General features: G+C 43.0%; 18 protein-coding genes. 1 reads left to right on the forward strand and 17 read right to left on the reverse strand.

Going from position 1 to position 18,630, the window contains the following annotated elements:
* Positions 1–8: 8 nt before the first annotated feature.
* Both G6R11_RS17110 and G6R11_RS17115 read right to left on the reverse strand, forming a co-directional pair.
* A complete protein-coding gene (locus G6R11_RS17110; protein ID WP_163134281.1) occupies positions 9–689 on the reverse strand; it encodes a DUF2786 domain-containing protein in 681 nt (226 codons plus the stop codon).
* 150 nt (positions 690–839) lie between these two features.
* Complete coding sequence (locus G6R11_RS17115; protein WP_163134282.1) at positions 840–2,531, reverse strand: mechanosensitive ion channel family protein; 1,692 nt, start codon at positions 2,529–2,531, stop codon at positions 840–842.
* A 216-nt stretch (positions 2,532–2,747) separates the two neighbouring features.
* On the opposite strand from G6R11_RS17115, the gene G6R11_RS17120 reads away from it, so the two are divergent.
* Positions 2,748–3,575 (forward strand): hypothetical protein, encoded by an 828-nt coding sequence (locus G6R11_RS17120; protein WP_163134283.1) that lies wholly within the window; start codon positions 2,748–2,750, stop codon positions 3,573–3,575.
* A gap of 78 nt (positions 3,576–3,653) precedes the next feature.
* On the opposite strand, the gene trpB is transcribed toward G6R11_RS17120, so the two are convergent.
* The 15 genes from trpB to G6R11_RS17195 all read right to left on the reverse strand — a co-directional run bounded on the left by trpB (position 3,654) and on the right by G6R11_RS17195 (position 18,627).
* A complete protein-coding gene (trpB, locus tag G6R11_RS17125) occupies positions 3,654–4,877 on the reverse strand; it encodes a tryptophan synthase subunit beta (protein ID WP_163134284.1) in 1,224 nt (407 codons plus the stop codon).
* Between the two features lie 155 nt (positions 4,878–5,032).
* Complete coding sequence (gene glmU, locus G6R11_RS17130; protein WP_163134285.1) at positions 5,033–6,394, reverse strand: bifunctional UDP-N-acetylglucosamine diphosphorylase/glucosamine-1-phosphate N-acetyltransferase GlmU; 1,362 nt, start codon at positions 6,392–6,394, stop codon at positions 5,033–5,035.
* A 92-nt stretch (positions 6,395–6,486) separates the two neighbouring features.
* A complete protein-coding gene (gene viaA / locus G6R11_RS17135) occupies positions 6,487–7,926 on the reverse strand; it encodes an ATPase RavA stimulator ViaA (RefSeq protein ID WP_163134286.1) in 1,440 nt (479 codons plus the stop codon).
* A gap of 9 nt (positions 7,927–7,935) precedes the next feature.
* Positions 7,936–9,585 (reverse strand): ATPase RavA domain-containing protein, encoded by a 1,650-nt coding sequence (locus tag G6R11_RS17140; RefSeq protein ID WP_163134287.1) that lies wholly within the window; start codon positions 9,583–9,585, stop codon positions 7,936–7,938.
* 159 nt (positions 9,586–9,744) lie between these two features.
* Positions 9,745–10,170, reverse strand: a complete 426-nt coding sequence (locus G6R11_RS17145; protein WP_163134288.1) for a F0F1 ATP synthase subunit epsilon — start codon at positions 10,168–10,170, stop codon at positions 9,745–9,747.
* A gap of 31 nt (positions 10,171–10,201) precedes the next feature.
* Positions 10,202–11,578 (reverse strand): F0F1 ATP synthase subunit beta, encoded by a 1,377-nt coding sequence (gene atpD, locus G6R11_RS17150; RefSeq protein WP_163134289.1) that lies wholly within the window; start codon positions 11,576–11,578, stop codon positions 10,202–10,204.
* A 37-nt stretch (positions 11,579–11,615) separates the two neighbouring features.
* Complete coding sequence (gene atpG / locus G6R11_RS17155) at positions 11,616–12,479, reverse strand: F0F1 ATP synthase subunit gamma (RefSeq protein ID WP_163134290.1); 864 nt, start codon at positions 12,477–12,479, stop codon at positions 11,616–11,618.
* Between the two features lie 29 nt (positions 12,480–12,508).
* Positions 12,509–14,050 (reverse strand): F0F1 ATP synthase subunit alpha, encoded by a 1,542-nt coding sequence (gene atpA / locus G6R11_RS17160; RefSeq protein ID WP_163134291.1) that lies wholly within the window; start codon positions 14,048–14,050, stop codon positions 12,509–12,511.
* A gap of 14 nt (positions 14,051–14,064) precedes the next feature.
* Positions 14,065–14,595, reverse strand: a complete 531-nt coding sequence (gene atpH / locus G6R11_RS17165) for a F0F1 ATP synthase subunit delta (protein ID WP_163134292.1) — start codon at positions 14,593–14,595, stop codon at positions 14,065–14,067.
* A 19-nt stretch (positions 14,596–14,614) separates the two neighbouring features.
* Positions 14,615–15,088, reverse strand: coding sequence for a F0F1 ATP synthase subunit B (gene atpF, locus G6R11_RS17170; RefSeq protein ID WP_163134293.1), 474 nt, complete (start codon positions 15,086–15,088; stop codon positions 14,615–14,617).
* A 34-nt stretch (positions 15,089–15,122) separates the two neighbouring features.
* Entirely contained in the window at positions 15,123–15,377 is a 255-nt protein-coding gene (atpE, locus tag G6R11_RS17175) for a F0F1 ATP synthase subunit C (protein WP_137673530.1), read from the reverse strand.
* Positions 15,378–15,428: 51 nt separating this feature from the next.
* Positions 15,429–16,241: a F0F1 ATP synthase subunit A gene (atpB, locus tag G6R11_RS17180; RefSeq protein WP_163134294.1), complete on the reverse strand. Its 813-nt coding sequence runs from the start codon at positions 16,239–16,241 to the stop codon at positions 15,429–15,431.
* Complete coding sequence (locus G6R11_RS17185) at positions 16,231–16,635, reverse strand: ATP synthase subunit I (protein ID WP_163134295.1); 405 nt, start codon at positions 16,633–16,635, stop codon at positions 16,231–16,233. Before G6R11_RS17185 ends, atpB begins: the two co-directional genes overlap by 11 nt.
* A gap of 262 nt (positions 16,636–16,897) precedes the next feature.
* The gene (locus G6R11_RS17190; RefSeq protein WP_163134296.1) at positions 16,898–17,818 is read right to left on the reverse strand and encodes a ParB/RepB/Spo0J family partition protein; all 921 of its coding nucleotides are present in this window, start codon (positions 17,816–17,818) and stop codon (positions 16,898–16,900) included.
* 17 nt (positions 17,819–17,835) lie between these two features.
* The gene (locus G6R11_RS17195; protein ID WP_163134297.1) at positions 17,836–18,627 is read right to left on the reverse strand and encodes a ParA family protein; all 792 of its coding nucleotides are present in this window, start codon (positions 18,625–18,627) and stop codon (positions 17,836–17,838) included.
* Between the last annotated feature and the right edge of the window lie 3 nt (positions 18,628–18,630).

Below are 18,630 nucleotides of genomic sequence, written 5' to 3' on the forward strand. Positions count from 1 at the left end.
CTCACATTCTAACGCAATAAAGATGCAGCGCGAGCGCCTTCTACAGGCCGATTAACTGACAGTTTTCGGCCTTTTTTCATGCCGGTTTGAAAGTCTGGCGTTAACTGTCCCATTGAAGCTTTGATTTTGGCTTTAAAGGTTTCGCGATCTAGCTTTTCAAACATCTCATCAAGGTAGTCGTCCATATGCTCGTTACGACCATTGGTGGTAAGATCAGGCAGTTTTTCCAAAGCACCTTCTAACCAACCCGCAGTAAATGAAGTAACCCGACGAGCTACTGTGACATTGTCGGTACCAGAGCCAGCAAAGCTATTTCTAAAAGAACCCACTTGTTGGTTCATTTCGCGGTAAACAATGTCAAAAGCAAAAGCGGCAAATACCGCGCGGTCGGCGTGTCCTACAAACTCGGCGCGTTTTAAACCTTTGTGATTCACCAGTACTGCCTCAACCCCAAAGCGGCCATTAATACCGCGGATTATGCGCAGAATATTTTCACTTACGTTGGCAGGTAGTAGGGTTTGGGTAGAGGTTTTACCCATTTGAATAAGCTCAATATCAGCTTGTTCAAGGCCGTGTTTAAGCATAAGCCGATGGGCCATGCGAATAGCTTGAGCAGCCTCATGTACATTTGAGGAGTTACCCAACTCTAAACACTTGGCTATTTTTTCTAGGGCGCGTTGACGACTCACGAATTGCAACAACCTCTGCTCAAAAATGAAGCGCTATTTTACTTATTTTAGCCAATTTTTCCAGTTATTCAGCGTCGGTGAGTAGCAGCAGAAATAACAAAGGCTTGGTATTTCAAACCAAGCCTTTGATTTAATAGCTTAATACTTTAACTATTTTTCTATTTGCGCTGCTTCGCTAGTGGCAGGATAAAAATGTACATCGCGCTGCGGGAACGGAATAGAGATACCATCGCGATCGAAACGCATCTTCACTTCACGGGTAATATCCCAATATACGTCCCAGTAATCATCGGTTTTAACCCAAGGGCGAACAATGAAATCAACCGAAGATTCGTTAAGCACATGCAGCTTCACTGTTGGTTCAGGCTCTGGCAATACCATTGGATGTTTTTCTAGTAGCTCATTTAGTACCTCTTCGGCTTTTTCGATATCGTCGGAGTAACCAATACCAAACACTAAATCAACACGACGTAGTTTTTGCGCAGTAACGTTTTTAATTACGTCACCCCAAATCTTACTATTTGGAATAACCAAGGTTTGGTTATCAATGGTAAGAATGGTGGTAGAAACAAGGTTCATGCTTTTCACCTTACCAAACACCCCGCCACCCACTTCTACCATGTCTCCAACATCGTAGGGACGATAGATAAGAATCATCAAACCAGCAGCAAAGTTACCTAGAGTATCTTGCAAAGCAAAACCAATAATGAAACCAGCCACACCTAAACCAGCCAGGATAGGTGCTAGCGAAATTCCCACCTGAGCCAGCGCGAATAGGATTCCTATAATGATCACCACTCTCGCAACCGAGGAAATAATCATATCTTTCATTAATGAAGAAAGGTTTAGTTTGGAAGAGTCCAAACTCTTAGTCATTAGCTTGCGCACTAAACGCGATAAAGAGCGGAAAATGTAGTAAATAGCCACCAGCAAAAACAGCTTGAAGATCCACTCGCCGCCATGTTCTACAAAGTATTCCGTAAGACGTTCCAACCAACGTTTGGCGATGCCACCTAGTATGTCCACATCGAGAACATCGGTAGTGATTTGGCCACCTAGCTTAAGCAAAGTTTGTTGATAGAAAGAAGCATCAAAGCCCATTTGAGTAAGCAAACTCACCGTCAACTTAAAGCTTTCACCAGCCACAGCCAATTGCTCGGTAACGACCGCCAATTGGTCTTTAAGACTTTGGTCATCTGGAGTGATTTTAATTAGCTTACCTAACTCTTCACGCTTTTTACCTACTAAGCCCACCATGCCAGAGAAAGATTCAGCACGGGTATAAAGTCGGTCTATGAGATATTGCTTTTCAGCATCAGCACTAAAACCTAAAGCTTGTTGATTGGCAATTTGCTGCACCATCGCAGTATAAATAAGGTCGGAACTAGTTAGGTGTTCGATATACAGTTGGAAGGCTTTAATGCCGTCTGCTTCTTCTTCGGCGTATGCCTTATTAAACTCAGCCTGTTGTTTTTCTATGCCATCAACTAGGTCTTGATTGTTTTGCGCAATAATTTGCTCAACCTGAGCCAATACTTGCTCATCTGCTAAACCCAAGGTTTTCTGCTCAATTAAATACTGAGACAATTGGTTGATGGTTTCAAAAGCATGTAGATGGCGTTCTAACAAGCGGTGGGAAATAGCAGCCTGCTCGATACTCGATACTTGGTCTATATTGGCTTTTATTTTTTCTATGCGTTCTTGTTGGCGCTGATATTTATCCAACAATATGGTGGCCTGGTCACTTCCTGAATCAGCGGCCATTGCCGAAGTTATCGGAGCACAAACTAACAAAGCCCCCAGCACCAGAGCGCTACAATAACGCGTTAATTCCTTTAACATTTCTTTCTCCAAGCAACACAACAATTAATACGCTGAGCATTCAGCCTAACTTGTACTGTTTAAAATAAATCAAACCACTACATAAGAATAGTGGCTTGTTTGTATTTTACTATCAGATTTAAGCGCTTATACTAACAATATGCTCACATAGATAGTGACTTCGACATAAACAGCACCTTATTTAAGCTGTTTGATACTGCGATACAAGGATAGTATATGAAAACCAAGCAGTGGCTGCCTCTAGCTGCCTTTATAGCAAGCTTTAGCTCTACAAGTTTTGCCGGTGAATGGGTAATTAAAGCAGGCGGCTTTTGGGCTCAAACCGATTCTTCAGTCTCCACCAAACTATTTGATGGCAGTGAAGGCTACCTAGATTTTGAAGATCATTTGAATCTAGAAGAAGAACAGTTTTTACCTTTTTTTGAAGCTGGTTATAAATTTAACGATCGCCACTACGTTTATGCCGACTGGCGCCGCTTACATCGCTCAGCAAAAACCCAATCTACCTTTGGTTTCACCCTTCCAGGCGATTCAGACAAAGGAGTGTTAGTAGGCGCAGCTATCGACACCCGCATGGATATTGATATTTTGCGTGCTGGCTATGGCTACTCTTTCTACAAAACCGATCGTGCTGAAATAGGCGGCTCTTTAGGTTTGCATGTTATGTTCATTGAAATGGGCTTTAGCGGCGAAATAGCTGGTTGTATTGATAATAACGGAAGTATTACCTGTGACAGCGCCAGTACCAATGGTGAAGTAGTTGATGAATCAACCACTGCTCCGTTACCAGACATTGGACTATGGGCCGATTACCAGTTATCTGAAGATTGGACGATTGGCGCACATACTCAATTTTTCTATATATCGATAGATAATACTAGCGGCTATTTAGCCGATTTAAACGCTTCAATCTCTTACCATATCAACCCAAATTGGGATGTTGAGCTAGGTTATAATTACTATCTGGTTGAAGCCGAATGGAATGAAACCACATTAAAATATAACTACCGCGGGCCAATGCTCAACGTAGCCTATAAGTTTTAAACGCTTAAGCGATAAAATTAACAAAGCCACAAGCTCTAACTTGTGGCTTTAGTTTTACTACAGATTAGATAATGCGCTCTAGAGCAATGATTCAATCCCGTAAAGCTTGCCGTATTTTTCCACTACAAAGTCGATATCTTTATCGCCTCGTCCCGACAAGTTAATCAAGATAGACCCTTTGTTACCTTGCTTAGCCAAATTAATAGCATGAGCTACGGCATGGGCGGATTCAATAGCCGGAATAATGCCCTCTAAGCGCGATAATTCAAAGAAAGCATCGATAGCTTCTTGGTCACTCACCACTCCATATTGAACACGGCCTAAATCTTTTAAGTAAGCGTGTTGTGGACCAACCGATGGATAATCTAAACCACTGGCCACAGAGTAAACCTGCTGCGGCTCTCCTTGCTCATCTTTAAGCATATAAGAGTGGAAACCGTGCATGGTGCCAGGCTCGCCCTTAGTTAACGTTGCTGCGTGTTCGCCTTCTTCTTCCAAACTACGCCCAGCAGGTTCACAACCATGCATAGCCACTGCTTCGTCTTCTAAAAAGGCACTAAATAGCCCCATAGCATTGGAACCACCACCCACACATGCCACTAAGTTATCTGGTAGCGACCCAGTCATAGCTTGAAACTGCTCGCGAGCTTCGATACCAATAATCGATTGAAAGTCTCTAACCATCATAGGAAAAGGGTGCGGACCAACCACAGAACCAATAGCATAGAGCTGGGTATGCGGGTCAGCCATATAGGCTTGGAACGCGCCATCTACCGCTTCTTTTAAAGTTTTTCTACCGTGGGTAGCAGGAATAACATTCGCGCCAAGAATACGCATTCTCACTACATTCGGGTGCTCTTTGGCAATATCTACTTCACCCATATGAATATCACACTCTAAACCTAGCAAAGCCGCAGCTGTAGCCAAAGCAACTCCGTGTTGCCCCGCTCCAGTCTCGGCAATCACTTTGGTTTTACCCATTTTTTTAGCCAGTAGTACTTCACCTAAGCAGTGATTAATTTTGTGGGCGCCAGTATGGTTTAAATCTTCTCGTTTTAAGTAAATATCACAGCCGTAAGTTTGAGATAGATGCTCGGCATGAAATATCGGGCTAGGGCGGCCTACATAGTGTTGGTATAAACGAGTGAGTTCAGCAACAAATTGCGGATCTTGACGAATCTCCAGATAAGCTTGATTAATGTCTTCCATCACAGCTTGAAGCTCTGGTGGGATAAAGCTGCCGCCATATTCACCAAAATAACCTTCGCTATTGGGCAATGGGTGCTCAAACTGTTTAGTCATAATCTGTCTCTAGCTAACAAAAAAACAGTTATACCCAATAAAAGTAGGGATTTATGTGCGCTACATATACCTTCGAAAAATAATTATTGTCTGGAAAAGAGCTTTAAAACAAAAAAAGCGACCTAAGGCCGCTTTTTACAATAAAAACAAAGGGGTTAAGATTTTTTAACCGGTCTTTGCCAACCACTAATACTGCGTTGCTTGGTTCGAGAAATGGCCAATACTTCAGCTTCAACATTGCTGGTAATAGTAGAGCCTGCACCAATAGTGGCGTTCTTACCCACGGTAACTGGAGCAACTAATTGGCTGTCACTACCAATAAATGCGCCATCTTCAATGATGGTTTGAAACTTATTCACTCCATCATAGTTACAAGTGATGGTACCAGCACCAATATTTACTTTTTCACCCACCGTGGTATCACCTAAGTAAGTAAGGTGGCCAGCTTTAGAGCCTTTACCCAAGGTAGATTTCTTCATCTCTACAAAGTTGCCTACATGTGCATCTTGCTCAAGTTTGGCACCAGGGCGAAGACGAGCAAAGGGCCCGGCTGAAGCATCAGCCGCTAAGCTTGCTTGCTCAACAATGCTATTAGCTTTTATGGTGACGTTATCGCCAATCTCACAGTCGACTAAAATGGCGTTGGCTTCGATAGTAACGTTGTTACCAATGGTAACTTTACCTTTGATAATTACGTTGATGTCGATGAAGCAATCACTGCCAATACTTAACTCTCCGCGTAAATCAAAGCGATTAGCATCGGCGAGGCTTACACCATCACGTAATAATTGTTCTGCTTGGCCTTTTTGATAGGCGCGCTCTAAACCATTAAGTTGAACGCGATCATTCACACCTTGTACTTCTACAATAGAGTCAGGCTGAACTGCTTGAACCACATTACCTTCTTTTGTGGCCATTTCGATAATATCAGTAACGTAATACTCGCCCTGAGCATTATCATTACTTATCTTGGCTAACCAGCGGTTAAAGTCATTACTATTAGCAACCAATACACCGGTATTCACTTCTTTAATGGCTAACTGCTCTGCGGTGGCATCTTTATGTTCCACAATGGCAGCTACGCTGCCGTTTTCGCGAACAATGCGCCCATAGCCTGTTGGGTCATCTTGGTCCACTGTTAGCAAACCAATACCGCTTTCTGGCAGGGCTTCAATTAAACGTTGTATGGTTTGTTCACTGATTAACGGCGTATCACCGTATAACATCACTACTGCTTGGTTTGGCGCGAAATGAGGGGCAGCTTGCTGCATTGCATGGCCAGTGCCCAATTGTTCAGCTTGTTCAACCCAGTTTAAGCTTGGGTCTTTAATTTGCTGTTGGATTAAATCACCGCCGTGGCCGTAAATCAGGTGAATAGCTTCTGGCTTTAGTTTTTTAGCGGTATCGATGACATGCTGCACCATTGGTTTATCCGCTAGTTTATGCAACACCTTCGGCAAAGTTGAACGCATCCTTGTTCCTTTACCGGCAGCCAAAATAACAACACTGAAGTTCATTTTGTTTCCTTATTACAGGTTAATTTTCCCAATCAACCAAGATGATTATCGACAACTTAAACAAGTGTAAGCGAAACTGATAAGCTTTGGAATTATCGTTTAAATAAGCGCTGCATTGGCGAGCGAGTGTAATCCCATAGATGATCAAAAACCTGCATCAATTCTGGATTACCGTAAGTAGATAGGTTAAGCGCATGGAATCGATTTTTTTGCGCTTTTAGTTGCTTAATGGTTTCTAGCAAGTCGCTAGGTGGAGCAGGGGCAATAAAATCTGACAACACCACTAAATCTGCATTTTGATATTTGTCTTCAGACATTTGTTTGATGGCTTGCTGCAGCGCCGAGGCCATATCGGTGCCGCCATGAAAGCTATAGGAAAGAAAGTTAAGCACCTCTCGCAAACCATCTTTTTTGGTGAGCTCATAAGTGATTAACTCAGTAGAGAACATAATCACATAGCAATCACGCTTTTCAGCTAACGCAATTTGCATTAAGCCATAAGCTAAGGCTTTGGCGCACTTTTCAGGGAAACCTTGCATCGAACCCGAGCTATCAATAGCCAAAATAAATGGCCCTTTGTCTAACATGGTTTCATCGGCGGCTTTTTTATAGGTTTTCACTTTTCGCAGTTTGCGTTGTTTGCCCTGCATTTGATAATTCATTAGCTGGTGGTCGACCAAATGCTTATAAAAAATAACCTCTAATTCTGGGTAGGCTAAGAACATCGTTTCATTGGGCAAGAGTTTGGCTAGGTCGTCACCTTCGTGTACACCTACTATATCGTCGGTAACTTGGTCTAATTGCTCTTCAATCAACTGGGGTTCTTCTACCGGGGCATTGCTAGCGTTAGGGTCACTAACTTGATCAGCCATTCTTCCTAACTGCTCGGCAATTTTTTGCAGGCCTTTTTGTGATTTAAGAAACACAGCAAATTGCTTGAGCAAGTTAACTTCACTTTTGCGTAACTTAGCTGCGGCCATATCCCACAGTCGCCCAAGCTTATTTGAGTCGCCTGATTCGGTCATTTCAGGCATGGCTTGCAGGGTTTCGACTCGTTGATAAAGATCGGCCAGCAAGGCTTGTTTATGCTGTTTCATTTCATCTACTTGAGCTTGATTTAATTCTTTAGCAATACTCTCGAACCACTGATTACAAAAGTAGCTTTGAAACATAGGACTATAACGATGATGAGGATGGGCGGCCAACTCACTGGCTTTGCCATAAAAGCTGGAACAAACACTTAGCTGGATGAGTAATTCATCTAATTGTTGGCTAAACCCTGCACTGTCTAATTCTATCGAACGCTGATACAGGGCAATTTCTTCGGCAAACTTTTCTTCTATGGTGATTTGACCAAGCTGAGCACGAATTTGGTTTTTCCACTTGCTCACTTGGTTTTTCATGGAACTTTGAATACCAGGACTAGACTCTGCAATCATCATAAGTTGCGGGCGCATCATCACCTCGCGAACGGCTTCATCAAGCAATCCCGATTCCGCTAACATTACACCAAACTGCAGGCTATCTATCACGCTTATAGCCTAGTTAAAAAAGTCATTTATATTGCGCATCCTGTAAGCTTGTTTATCCAATAATGTAGCCACGCCAGACACCATTAACTCAACCTCCATTAAGCTCGCCTCTATCGCCTCGGGCAGTTGCTGAGAAATAAAGTTATGGGGCAACGCTCCGTGAAACTGAGCTCGACTACGTTTAAGCTCATAATCAGCTTGTTTAATATTAGCCAATACCGCATCAATTTGCTGTTGCCAGCTAGCCACCATACTTTCATCAAGGCCTTGCTGCTTGGCAATACCCAGTAATAAAGGGCGATTAGCTAAATCTTTAATTACCAGCTGGTGGTTAATATCGATGTCAAAGCGCAATTGACACAGCTCTGAGCCCTCATTAATGCGCCCTAACATTTCACAATTACCGCTTTTGATTTTCTTGGAAAACTCGTTGGCATCCACATAAACCCAACGCGTTTCACCTTTATCTTTTTCGCTCACCGATAAATTGCTTTGCAAAACCACCAGTTTAAACAGCTCGCCACCATGTTTCTTGGGGAAACGCTTAGCACTACCAAAATCATATTTGTATTGGTCCTTTCTTAGACCAGAATCATGGGAGAACTGAACGGTGAGCTGGTCACAAATATCATCTACGGTGGCGCTATAATGACGTTCTGCACCTTCAGCCAACTCTTTTAGCTTAAGCTGGTCAAAAGCATGGTTTACCGCATAGTCTTGCATGCAGGTTTGAATAAACTGCCTATCGTCTAGGTTGTGCCAGAGACAGTCTTGTAGCAACAATAAATCCAGCGGATTAATTTCTGAACGACCATTAAAAAAGGCACTGGTTTGCAGTAAATGAACAGACTTTTTCCAGCGGCGATCCGACACATAAAGGTCGCTAACAATGCTGCCTTCACCCGCTAAGGGTAAACCTTGCTCAACCAAGTTTTTAATTAGGTACATTTTTTCAAACACACTGTCACTCATAGTGACTTGGCCAAGCTGCGCTTGCCATGTTTGATACTCTTCATCACTAATAACTAAGTTTTCAGGAATATCTTGCAAGCTTTGGTTATCTAGCAATAAGGCTTTAAAATTGTCTTTCTGCTGAATTCTATTAACAAATACCCGCAGTAACATGCGGTCATATAGCGCTTCTAAGCCGCCGTCTTCTTCCGGCAGTTCATTTGAAGCCGAAATAAGTAAACGCATTGGCACGGGCAAGTTTTCGTAGCTATTGCGAAAAGTACGCTCGTTCACAACTGTAAGTAAGGTGTTGAGAATAGCCGGACCGGCTTTCCAAATTTCATCAAGAAAAACAATATGCGCTGTAGGCAAGTAGCCTTCGGTTAAGCGGACATATTTACCATTGTCTTTAAGCTCTTGGATCGATAATGGACCAAATACTTCTTCGGGCGTAGAAAAACGCGTCATTAAGTAGTCGAAAAAACTTTGGCTTTTAAAGGCTTTAACCAAGCGTTTGGCAATCATGCTTTTTGCAATACCTGGCGGGCCAAGTAAAAAAACACTTTCTCCGGCTAAGGCGGCGAGAAGACATAGCTTGAAACTTTCTTCACGTTCATAAATACCTGCCGACAAGGCTTTAATCAGGCTTTGAATACGCTCTGAGAGCAAGGCTTTGTTTGCCTGATTTAATGGCGCAATAGTAGCCATAATCATCCTTTGCTTGTTGGCCAATTAACCGCGCGTTAAGGCCATATTTTTATTAGTATTTAATGGTAGCGGCTTCGTGGCCACTTTTCGTTGATATCAACATCATTTTTTACAAACAAAAAAGGCGCTCTGAGAGCGCCTTTTATTATCAAACTAAACTTATCGGACATTTTTTCCGAGGATTTCGATAACTTGAAGTTGAGCCATTGCTTTCGCTAGTTCAACTTGAGCTCTCGCAAAATCTACATCGCTGTTAGGATTGCTAATGCTTTCCTCAGCTGCCTGTTTAGCTTGCTGGGCTTTGGCTTTATCGAGCTCGTTGCCTCGAATCGCGGTATCAGCTAGAACGGTTACATTTCCTGGTTGTACTTCCAAGAAACCACCCGAGATGTAAATCACCTCTTCGTGACCGTGCTGTTTTACCATGCGAACCATACCAGGCTTAATTGGGGTTAGTAGTGGGGCGTGACCATGCAACACCCCTAACTCACCCTCTTCACCGGTTACTCGTAAGTGCTCAACGCGGCCAGAGAAAATTTTCTCTTCTGCGCTCACCACATCCAAGTGAACTGTCATCGCTGCCATTTCAGCCTCCTGTTACGCCAATTGGCGAAGCTTACATATTTTTGGCGCGCTCAAGCACGTCATCAATATCGCCTGCATACAAGAACGCTTGCTCTGGAATATCGTCGTAATCGCCAGCCAGTAGGCCTTTAAAGCTACGGATAGTATCTTTAAGCGGGATAAGTTTACCTGGGTTACCAGTGAAAACTTCAGCTACGTGATAATCTTGAGTTAAGAATTTCTCAATCTTACGCGCACGAGCTACGGTTTGTTTGTCTTCTTCAGACAATTCATCCATACCTAGAATCGCAATAATATCTTTCAATTCTTTATAACGTTGTAGTACACCTTGCACGCCACGAGCAATGTCGTAGTGCTCTTGACCAACCACTAATGGATCTAACTGACGAGAGTTTGAATCCAATGGGTCAATAGCAGGGTATAGGCCCATAGCAGCAATGTTACGGTTTAGAGTAACGGTTGCGTCTAAGTGAGCGAAAGTGGTTGCTGGAGATGGGTCAGTCAAGTCATCCGCAGGTACATATACCGCCTGAATCGAAGTAATCGAACCAGTCTTAGTAGATGTAATACGTTCTTGAAGAACACCCATTTCTTCAGCCAATGTTGGCTGATAACCTACCGCTGATGGCATACGACCTAACAGTGCAGATACTTCGGTACCGGCCAAGGTGTAACGGTAAATGTTGTCAATAAACAACAATACGTCTTTACCTTCGTCACGGAACTTCTCAGCCATAGTTAAACCGGTTAACGCTACGCGTAGACGGTTTCCTGGTGGCTCGTTCATCTGGCCGTAAACCATGGCTACTTTATCAAGTACCCCGGCTTCTTCCATCTCGTAGTAGAAATCGTTACCTTCACGAGTACGCTCACCAACACCAGCAAACACAGATAAACCTGAGTGCGCTTTAGCAATGTTGTTGATCAACTCCATCATGTTTACGGTTTTACCTACACCGGCACCACCAAACAGACCAATTTTACCACCCTTAGCGAATGGACAAATCAAGTCGATAACTTTAACGCCAGTTTCTAACAATTCGTTAGACGTGGCTTGCTCTTCGTAAGAAGGAGCAGCACGGTGAATTTTGTAGCGCTCTTCAGTCGCAATTTCACCTTTGTGGTCAATGGTATGACCTAGTACGTTCATAATGCGACCTAGGGTTGCTTCACCCACAGGTACTTTAATCGCGTCACCAGTATCAACCACTTCTAGGCCACGACGAATACCTTCCGATGCACCCATACAGATACAACGAACTACGCCACCACCAATCTGCTGTTGAACTTCAAGTACGAGTTCTTCGCCTTGAACTTCTAGAGCATTGTATACCTTCGGTACACTGTCATGTGGAAATTCAACGTCCACAACAGCGCCAATTACTTGGACGATGTTACCGTTACTCATGTTGATTCCTCTAAATATTTTTGCTTAATGCCTCGCCTTAAACGGCTGCAGCTCCCGCAGAAATTTCGCTCAATTCTTGAGTAATTGCTGCTTGACGTTCTTTGTTGTAAATCAACTGAAGATCGTCAATCAAATTACCCGCATTGTCGGTTGCCGCTTTCATTGCAACCATTCGTGCAGCTTGCTCACAAGCGAGGTTTTCCACCACACCTTGATACACTTGAGACTCGATATAACGCACCAATAAACCGTCGAGTATTTCTTCGGCACTTGGCTCGTATAAATAGTCCCAGCTGCGAGACGCAATTTCTGGGTCGTCTGCTTTAGGCAGCGGCAATAATTGGTCCATAGTTGGTTCTTGTACCATGGTGTTAACAAATTGGTTATACACCACATAAATGCGATCCAATTTGCCTTCATCGTAGGCTTCAAGCATCACTTTTACGGTACCGATTAGCTCTTCAACGGTTGGGTTATCACCCAAACCAGAATTCTGAGCAACCACATTACCACCATGATTATTGAAAAAGGCTGTCGCTTTTCCGCCAATAACGGCGAGATCGGCTTCTACACCTTTTTCTTTCCACTGCTGCATGTCTGTAACAACTTTTTTGAACAAGTTAATGTTCAAGCCACCACATAGACCGCGGTCAGTAGATACCACGATGTAACCAACACGCTTAGCTTCTCGTTCTACAGCATACGGATGCTTATATTCGAGTTTACCAAGCGCGATATGACCAATTACTTTGCGCATAGCTACTGCGTAGGGGCGGCTGCTTTCCATGCTGTCCTGAGAACGACGCATTTTACTCGCTGCAACCATCTCCATCGCTTTGGTAATTTTTTGAGTGTTTTTAACACTACCAATCTTACCTTTAATTTCTTTAGCGCCGGCCATATCTATTCGCTCCTATTCGTCAGGGTTGATTACCAAGATTGCGTTGATTTAAAGCTTTCTAATAAGCCTTTAATCGATGCGTCAATCTCGTCGTTGTAATCGCCTTTCTCGTTAATAGACGCCAATAGATCGGCATACTCATTGTTAGCGTAAGCTAACAATGCGGTTTCAAAATCAACAATTTTGTTAATTTCGATATCCATTAAGAAACCTTTTTCCGCTGCGTATAGACCTAACGCTTGTTCAGCTACAGATAATGGGCTGAATTGCTTCTGCTTCATTAACTCTGTTACTTTTTGACCGTGGTCTAACTGCTTACGGGTTGCATCATCTAAGTCAGATGCAAACTGAGCAAATGCCGCTAGTTCGCGGTATTGCGCCAGTGCGGTACGAATACCACCAGACAGTTTCTTAATAATCTTAGTTTGCGCAGCACCACCAACACGAGATACCGAAATACCTGGATCAACCGCCGGACGAGTACCAGAGTTAAACAACTGGCCTGTTAGGAAGATTTGACCATCGGTAATCGAAATTACGTTGGTAGGTACGAATGCAGATACGTCACCGGCTTGAGTTTCAATAATCGGCAATGCCGTTAATGAACCTGATTTGCCTTTAACTTCACCTTTAGTGAACTCTTCTACGTATTTCTCATTAACCTGAGACGCACGTTCTAGTAGGCGAGAGTGAAGGTAGAAAACGTCACCAGGGTATGCTTCACGACCAGGAGGTCGACGTAATAGCAATGAAATTTGACGATAAGCAACAGCTTGCTTAGATAAATCATCATAGATGATTAACGCGTCTTCACCGCGGTCACGGAAGTATTCACCCATAGTACAACCCGCGTAAGGCGCTAGGTATTGTAATGCGGCTGAATCAGAAGCAGATGCTGCAACAATAGTGGTGTATTCCATTGCGCCATATTCTTCTAACTTACGAACAACGTTCGCGATAGTTGAAGCTTTTTGACCAATAGCAACATACACACACTTAATGCCAGAGCTTTTCTGGTTAATGATAGTATCTACAGCAATAGCTGTTTTACCAATCTGACGGTCACCAATAATCAACTCACGCTGACCACGGCCGATTGGAATCATAGAATCAATCGCTTTAATACCTGTTTGCACAGGTTTGTCTACCGATTTACGTTCCATTACGCCAGGAGCAATTACTTCGATCGGCGAGAAGCCTTCGTTGTCTACTGCGCCTTTACCATCAATTGGCTCACCCAGTGTATTAAGTACACGTCCTAGTAGGCCACGACCTACTGGAACTTCCAAAATACGACCAGAACTTTTAACTTTATCGCCCTCTGCTAAATCAGCATAAGGGCCCATTACTACAGCACCAACAGAGTCACGCTCTAGGTTAAGTGCGATAGCATAACGGCTACCAGGAAGCTCAATCATCTCGCCTTGCATTACATCGGCAAGACCATTAATTCGAATAATACCATCGCTTACAGAAACGATTGTACCTTCGTTACGAGCTTCACTGACAACTTCGAACTGTTCAATTCTTTGCTTGATCAGTTCACTTATTTCAGTGGAATTCAGTTGCATACTCTATTCCCCAATTACGCTTGCAGTGCGTCGGATAGTTTTGCCAATTGCCCTTTTACAGAGCTATCAATCACTAAATCACCAGCGTGAATAATCACTCCGGCCATTAATGAGGCATCAACACTACAGTTAAGCTTCACTTTGCGTGATAAACGCTGTTCCAAGGAAGCACTAATTTGCGCTTGCTGCGCGGCATCTAGTTCAGAAGCAGAAACAACATCAGCTGTTATCTCTTTAGCCAATTCGGCTTTGTACTCTAAGAACAGAGCTAACACAGCAGGCAACGCGTCTAAACGTGCATTTTCAGCCATTAACTTTATTAAGTTAAGGCCGTGCTCGTTAAGCTGCTCAGCACATACGGTGGTAAATAAGTTTACCAAGGTAGTTGCTGATTCCTTTTTCAGTTGCACAGAAACGTGCTCGTTAGCTGCCACTTCGGCAACAAACGCTAACATTTCAGTCCACTCATCTAAGGCTTTGTGCTCAACGGCAAAATCAAACGCAGCTTTAGCGTAGGGACGAGCAATGGTGGTTAAATCAGCCATAAGCTCTACCTTTTATCCCTTATTTCAGCTCAGCGACTAGCTTATCAACAATATGCTTGTTGGCTTCTTTGTCGATTGAACGCTCAAGAATTTTCTCAGCGCCAGCGATGGCTAAAGCAGCTACTTGTGCACGTAACTCTTCACGAGCACGATTACGTTCTGCTTCAACTTCAGCATTACCTTGAGCAAGAATTTTTTCACGCTCTTGGTTAGCCAGCTCTTTTGCTTCGTCGATGATTTGAATTTTGCGCTTATTAGCTTGCTCAACAATCACAGCAGCTTCCGATTTAGCATCTTTCATTTGCTCTGAAGCTTTAGCTTGAGCTAACTGAAGATCTTTACCGGCACGTTCAGCGTCAGCTAAACCATCCGCAATTTTCTTTTGACGAGCTTCAATCGCATCAATTAATGGTGGCCATACGTACTTAACGCAGAACCAACAAAAAATCGCGAACGATATCGCTTGTCCAAACATGGTTGCATTGATATTCACAACGACACCTCCCTATTTGTTAGGAATCGAAGGATTAACCTAACAAGGCAACAAACGGGTTAGCGAATACGAAGAATAACGCGATACCCACAGCAATCATTGAGATCGCATCTAGTAGACCAGCAATAATAAACATTTTAGTTTGTAGTGCAGGGGCTAGCTCAGGTTGACGGGCTGATGCTTCTAATAATTTACCACCTAAAAGTGCAAAACCGATAGCAGTACCCAAAGCGGCCATGCTCAGCATGATTGCAACAGCGATAATAGTAAAACCAACAACAGTTTCCATGAATTTCTCCAAAAGTATTTATTAGGTTAAAACAGTTTTTATTAAACTTAATTAGTGATCTTCATGGGCTAAGGCTAGATAAACTATCGTTAGCATCATGAAAATAAACGCCTGAAGCACAATGACCAAAATATGGAAAATTGCCCATGGAACAGAAAGTGTCCATTGAGCCCATAAAGGAACAAGTGCGGCAATAAGAATAAAGATCAATTCACCTGCATACAGGTTACCGAACAGACGCAAAGCGAGTGAGAAAGGCTTAGCCAATAATGTGACCGATTCCAACAAGAAGTTGAAAGGTATCATTGACCAGTGATTAAAAGGATTAAGCGTAAGCTCTTTTGTAAACCCTTTCAGTCCTTTTACTTTAATACTGTAGAAAATGATTAAAGCAAACACGGCAATAGACATGCCTAATGTGATGTTTAAATCAGTTGTCGGTACAATTTTAAAGTACTCAGCGCCCATAAGTCCGGCGACGTGGGGTATAAAGTCAACAGGGACTAGATCCATCAAGTTCATGAGGAAAATCCACACGAAGATGGTTAAGCCGATTGGCGCAATAACACGGTCAGTGCGATGGAAAGCGTCACGAACGGCTCCATCAACAAACTCAACCATCATTTCAACAAAACATTGAAACTTGCCAGGTACGCCAGTTGTTGCTTTTTGCCCTGCCTTATAAAAAAGAAATAAGAACAAAGCACCCAAGCCAACTGAAAACAGGAGTGAATCAATGTGCCAAGTCCAGAACCCTGCATCCTTACAAGCGTAATTAAATGCCAGACCGCCATCGGCCATACACATTTGAGCGTTTGTCAGGTGGTGCTGGATATAGCCTGAAACGTTACCTTCAGCAGCCATTTATCATCCTATTTTTGTTACTAAGAAAAATAGAGGCAGTCCATTGCGTTAATGTACTAAGTATAAAACCAAGTAATAGGGCCAACGGCTCTACATTAAACAAGGCAAATACCAGTATAAACATGATGGCTGTAAGAGATAGTTTTACGACCTCTCCGAGATAAAAACTTAATACTACGTATTTTTGATGTCTAGCACCGACAAACATAAATGCCATTAGTGTAAACAAGGCATTGGGTAGTAAGAAGATCAAACCTCCGATTAACACCGAAAGAGCAATATCTTTATCGAAAAAGAAACCACTCTTTAGCGTTAGCAGTGCGACAAACCCTGTCTGAAAGATAACAAAATATAACGCCTTTAGGCGTACTTCTGTTGTTAAAGACCCAGACATTCTCGACCTCTACTAGTTTTTACATTTAACCCATTACCTAAAACTAGGTAAAAAGGGCTTGCGAAAAAGCCTAATGATTATACGTCGAAAGTGCACTTTTGCAATCAGAAGCAAAGCTGAAGTCACTAATTTGTAACAGCTTACATAAACAAATAGCGGTTATTGTTAATTTTTATGTTACAAACCAGCGATTTTGGTCATCTTTTGGTGAATTTTAGGTAATCAAGATCAAAGAAATATAGGTGAGATTAGTTTACAAAAACTACAGTGTTTCGTCAGAATCGATGAAGAGTGCCAAAATAGCATCTAATTCATCAAGATTTGCGTAGTCGATCACCAATTTACCCTGACCTTTTTTGTTTTGCTGGATTTTTACACCGGCACCTAATCGTTCGCTTATTCTTTGCTCTAGTCTGTTAATATCTGGATCAACTTTAGCCGCTTGTTTTGGCGCTTTTGGGTTTAAAACTGCCTTAACTAGTTTTTCGGTATCACGAACCGTTAAACCTTTGGCTGCGACATTGCGTGCAGTTTCGGCTTGGGTTTCACCACTAAGTGCTAACAGCGCACGGGCATGACCCATTTCAATATCACCATGCTCTAATAAGATTTTCACATCGTTATCAAGGCTATTTAGGCGCAGTAGGTTGGTTACTGTAGTACGAGATTTACCCACTGCTTCAGCCACTTGTTGATGGGTAAGCTCAAACTCATTCATTAAACGGTCTAGAGCAACCGCTTCTTCCATGGCGTTAAGATCTTCACGCTGGATGTTTTCAATCAAGGCGATGGCAACGGCGTTTTCGTCGCTCACATTCTTAATTAAACACGGCACATCGTGCAGATGAATTTGTTGAGAGGCGCGCCAGCGACGTTCACCGGCAATAATTTCGAATTGGTTTTCACCCACTTCACGCACCACGATAGGTTGGATAACCCCTTGTGCTTCAATTGAGTGGGCCAGTTCTTCCAGCGCTTCTGCTGACATGTCTTTACGCGGTTGGTATTTACCAGGGCGTAGCCATTCAATTGGCAACTTGCGTAAATCACCGCGGTTTTCATCAACGGTTTGCTGATTAGTATCGGCTTTAGTGTCCTCTTCAACTTGACGTTGACGAGCGTTATTACTGGTACTGAGTAATAAATCTAATCCTTTACCTAATCCACGTTTTCTCGCTGACATGTCTTTATCCGTATTCATTAATCTACGACCACTGCTTGCGCTTCTTCTTCATGGCGGCGAATAATTTCACCCGCTAAAGCGAGGTAAGCCTTAGAACCATTTGACGTTTTATCATAATACATGGCTGGTTTACCAAAGCTAGGGGCTTCGGCTAAACGCACATTTCTTGGGATCACAGTTCGGTAGACTTTTTTGCCAAAGTGCTGCTTAAGTTGGTCACTCACATCAGAAGACAGTCGATTTCTCGGATCGAACATGGTGCGTAAGATCCCTTCAACCTGAAGCTCAGGATTGACTACCGAAGCCAATTTACTGATGGTATCAACCAAGGCGGTTAAACCTTCTAGGGCATAATACTCACATTGCATTGGCACTAATACGCTATCAGCTGCCGCCATTGCATTCACTGTAAGCATGTTAAGTGAAGGCGGGCAGTCGATAAAAATATAATCGTAGTAGTCACGCACTGGCGCTAGGGCGTTACGTAAACGCACTTCGCGGGCAAAAAATTCCATCAACTTGATCTCAGCGGCAGTGACGTCTGAGTTCGCTGCAATTAAATCAAAAAATCCGCTGGTATCTTTTACGGTCACTTGATCGATAGGTTCTTCATCGATCAGCAATTCATAGGCAGTTTTTGGAACGTCGTATTTATCAACACCACTGCCCATAGTGGCATTACCTTGTGGGTCTAGGTCAATCAACAAAACTTTGCGTTTAGTGGCCGCCATAGACGCCGCTAAATTTACGCTGGTTGTAGTTTTTCCTACGCCACCTTTCTGGTTGGCAACCGCAATTACTCTACCCACAAT

It is taken from the genome of Agarivorans sp. Alg241-V36, from assembly GCF_900537085.1.
GTDB lineage: Bacteria > Pseudomonadota > Gammaproteobacteria > Enterobacterales > Celerinatantimonadaceae > Agarivorans.

What these genes read in the sequence shown, in the direction of transcription:
- G6R11_RS17115 (WP_163134282.1), bottom strand. Translation starts at nt 2,531, where the DNA reads ATGTTAAAGGAATTAACGCGTTATTGTAGCGCTCTGGTGCTGGGGGCT.
- G6R11_RS17120 (WP_163134283.1), top strand. Translation starts at nt 2,748, where the DNA reads ATGAAAACCAAGCAGTGGCTGCCTCTAGCTGCCTTTATAGCAAGCTTT.
- trpB (WP_163134284.1), bottom strand. Translation starts at nt 4,877, where the DNA reads ATGACTAAACAGTTTGAGCACCCATTGCCCAATAGCGAAGGTTATTTT.
- glmU (WP_163134285.1), bottom strand. Translation starts at nt 6,394, where the DNA reads ATGAACTTCAGTGTTGTTATTTTGGCTGCCGGTAAAGGAACAAGGATG.
- G6R11_RS17140 (WP_163134287.1), bottom strand. Translation starts at nt 9,585, where the DNA reads ATGGCTACTATTGCGCCATTAAATCAGGCAAACAAAGCCTTGCTCTCA.
- G6R11_RS17145 (WP_163134288.1), bottom strand. Translation starts at nt 10,170, where the DNA reads ATGGCAGCGATGACAGTTCACTTGGATGTGGTGAGCGCAGAAGAGAAA.
- atpD (WP_163134289.1), bottom strand. Translation starts at nt 11,578, where the DNA reads ATGAGTAACGGTAACATCGTCCAAGTAATTGGCGCTGTTGTGGACGTT.
- atpG (WP_163134290.1), bottom strand. Translation starts at nt 12,479, where the DNA reads ATGGCCGGCGCTAAAGAAATTAAAGGTAAGATTGGTAGTGTTAAAAAC.
- atpA (WP_163134291.1), bottom strand. Translation starts at nt 14,050, where the DNA reads ATGCAACTGAATTCCACTGAAATAAGTGAACTGATCAAGCAAAGAATT.
- atpH (WP_163134292.1), bottom strand. Translation starts at nt 14,595, where the DNA reads ATGGCTGATTTAACCACCATTGCTCGTCCCTACGCTAAAGCTGCGTTT.
- atpE (WP_137673530.1), bottom strand. Translation starts at nt 15,377, where the DNA reads ATGGAAACTGTTGTTGGTTTTACTATTATCGCTGTTGCAATCATGCTG.
- atpB (WP_163134294.1), bottom strand. Translation starts at nt 16,241, where the DNA reads ATGGCTGCTGAAGGTAACGTTTCAGGCTATATCCAGCACCACCTGACA.
- G6R11_RS17185 (WP_163134295.1), bottom strand. Translation starts at nt 16,635, where the DNA reads ATGTCTGGGTCTTTAACAACAGAAGTACGCCTAAAGGCGTTATATTTT.
- G6R11_RS17190 (WP_163134296.1), bottom strand. Translation starts at nt 17,818, where the DNA reads ATGTCAGCGAGAAAACGTGGATTAGGTAAAGGATTAGATTTATTACTC.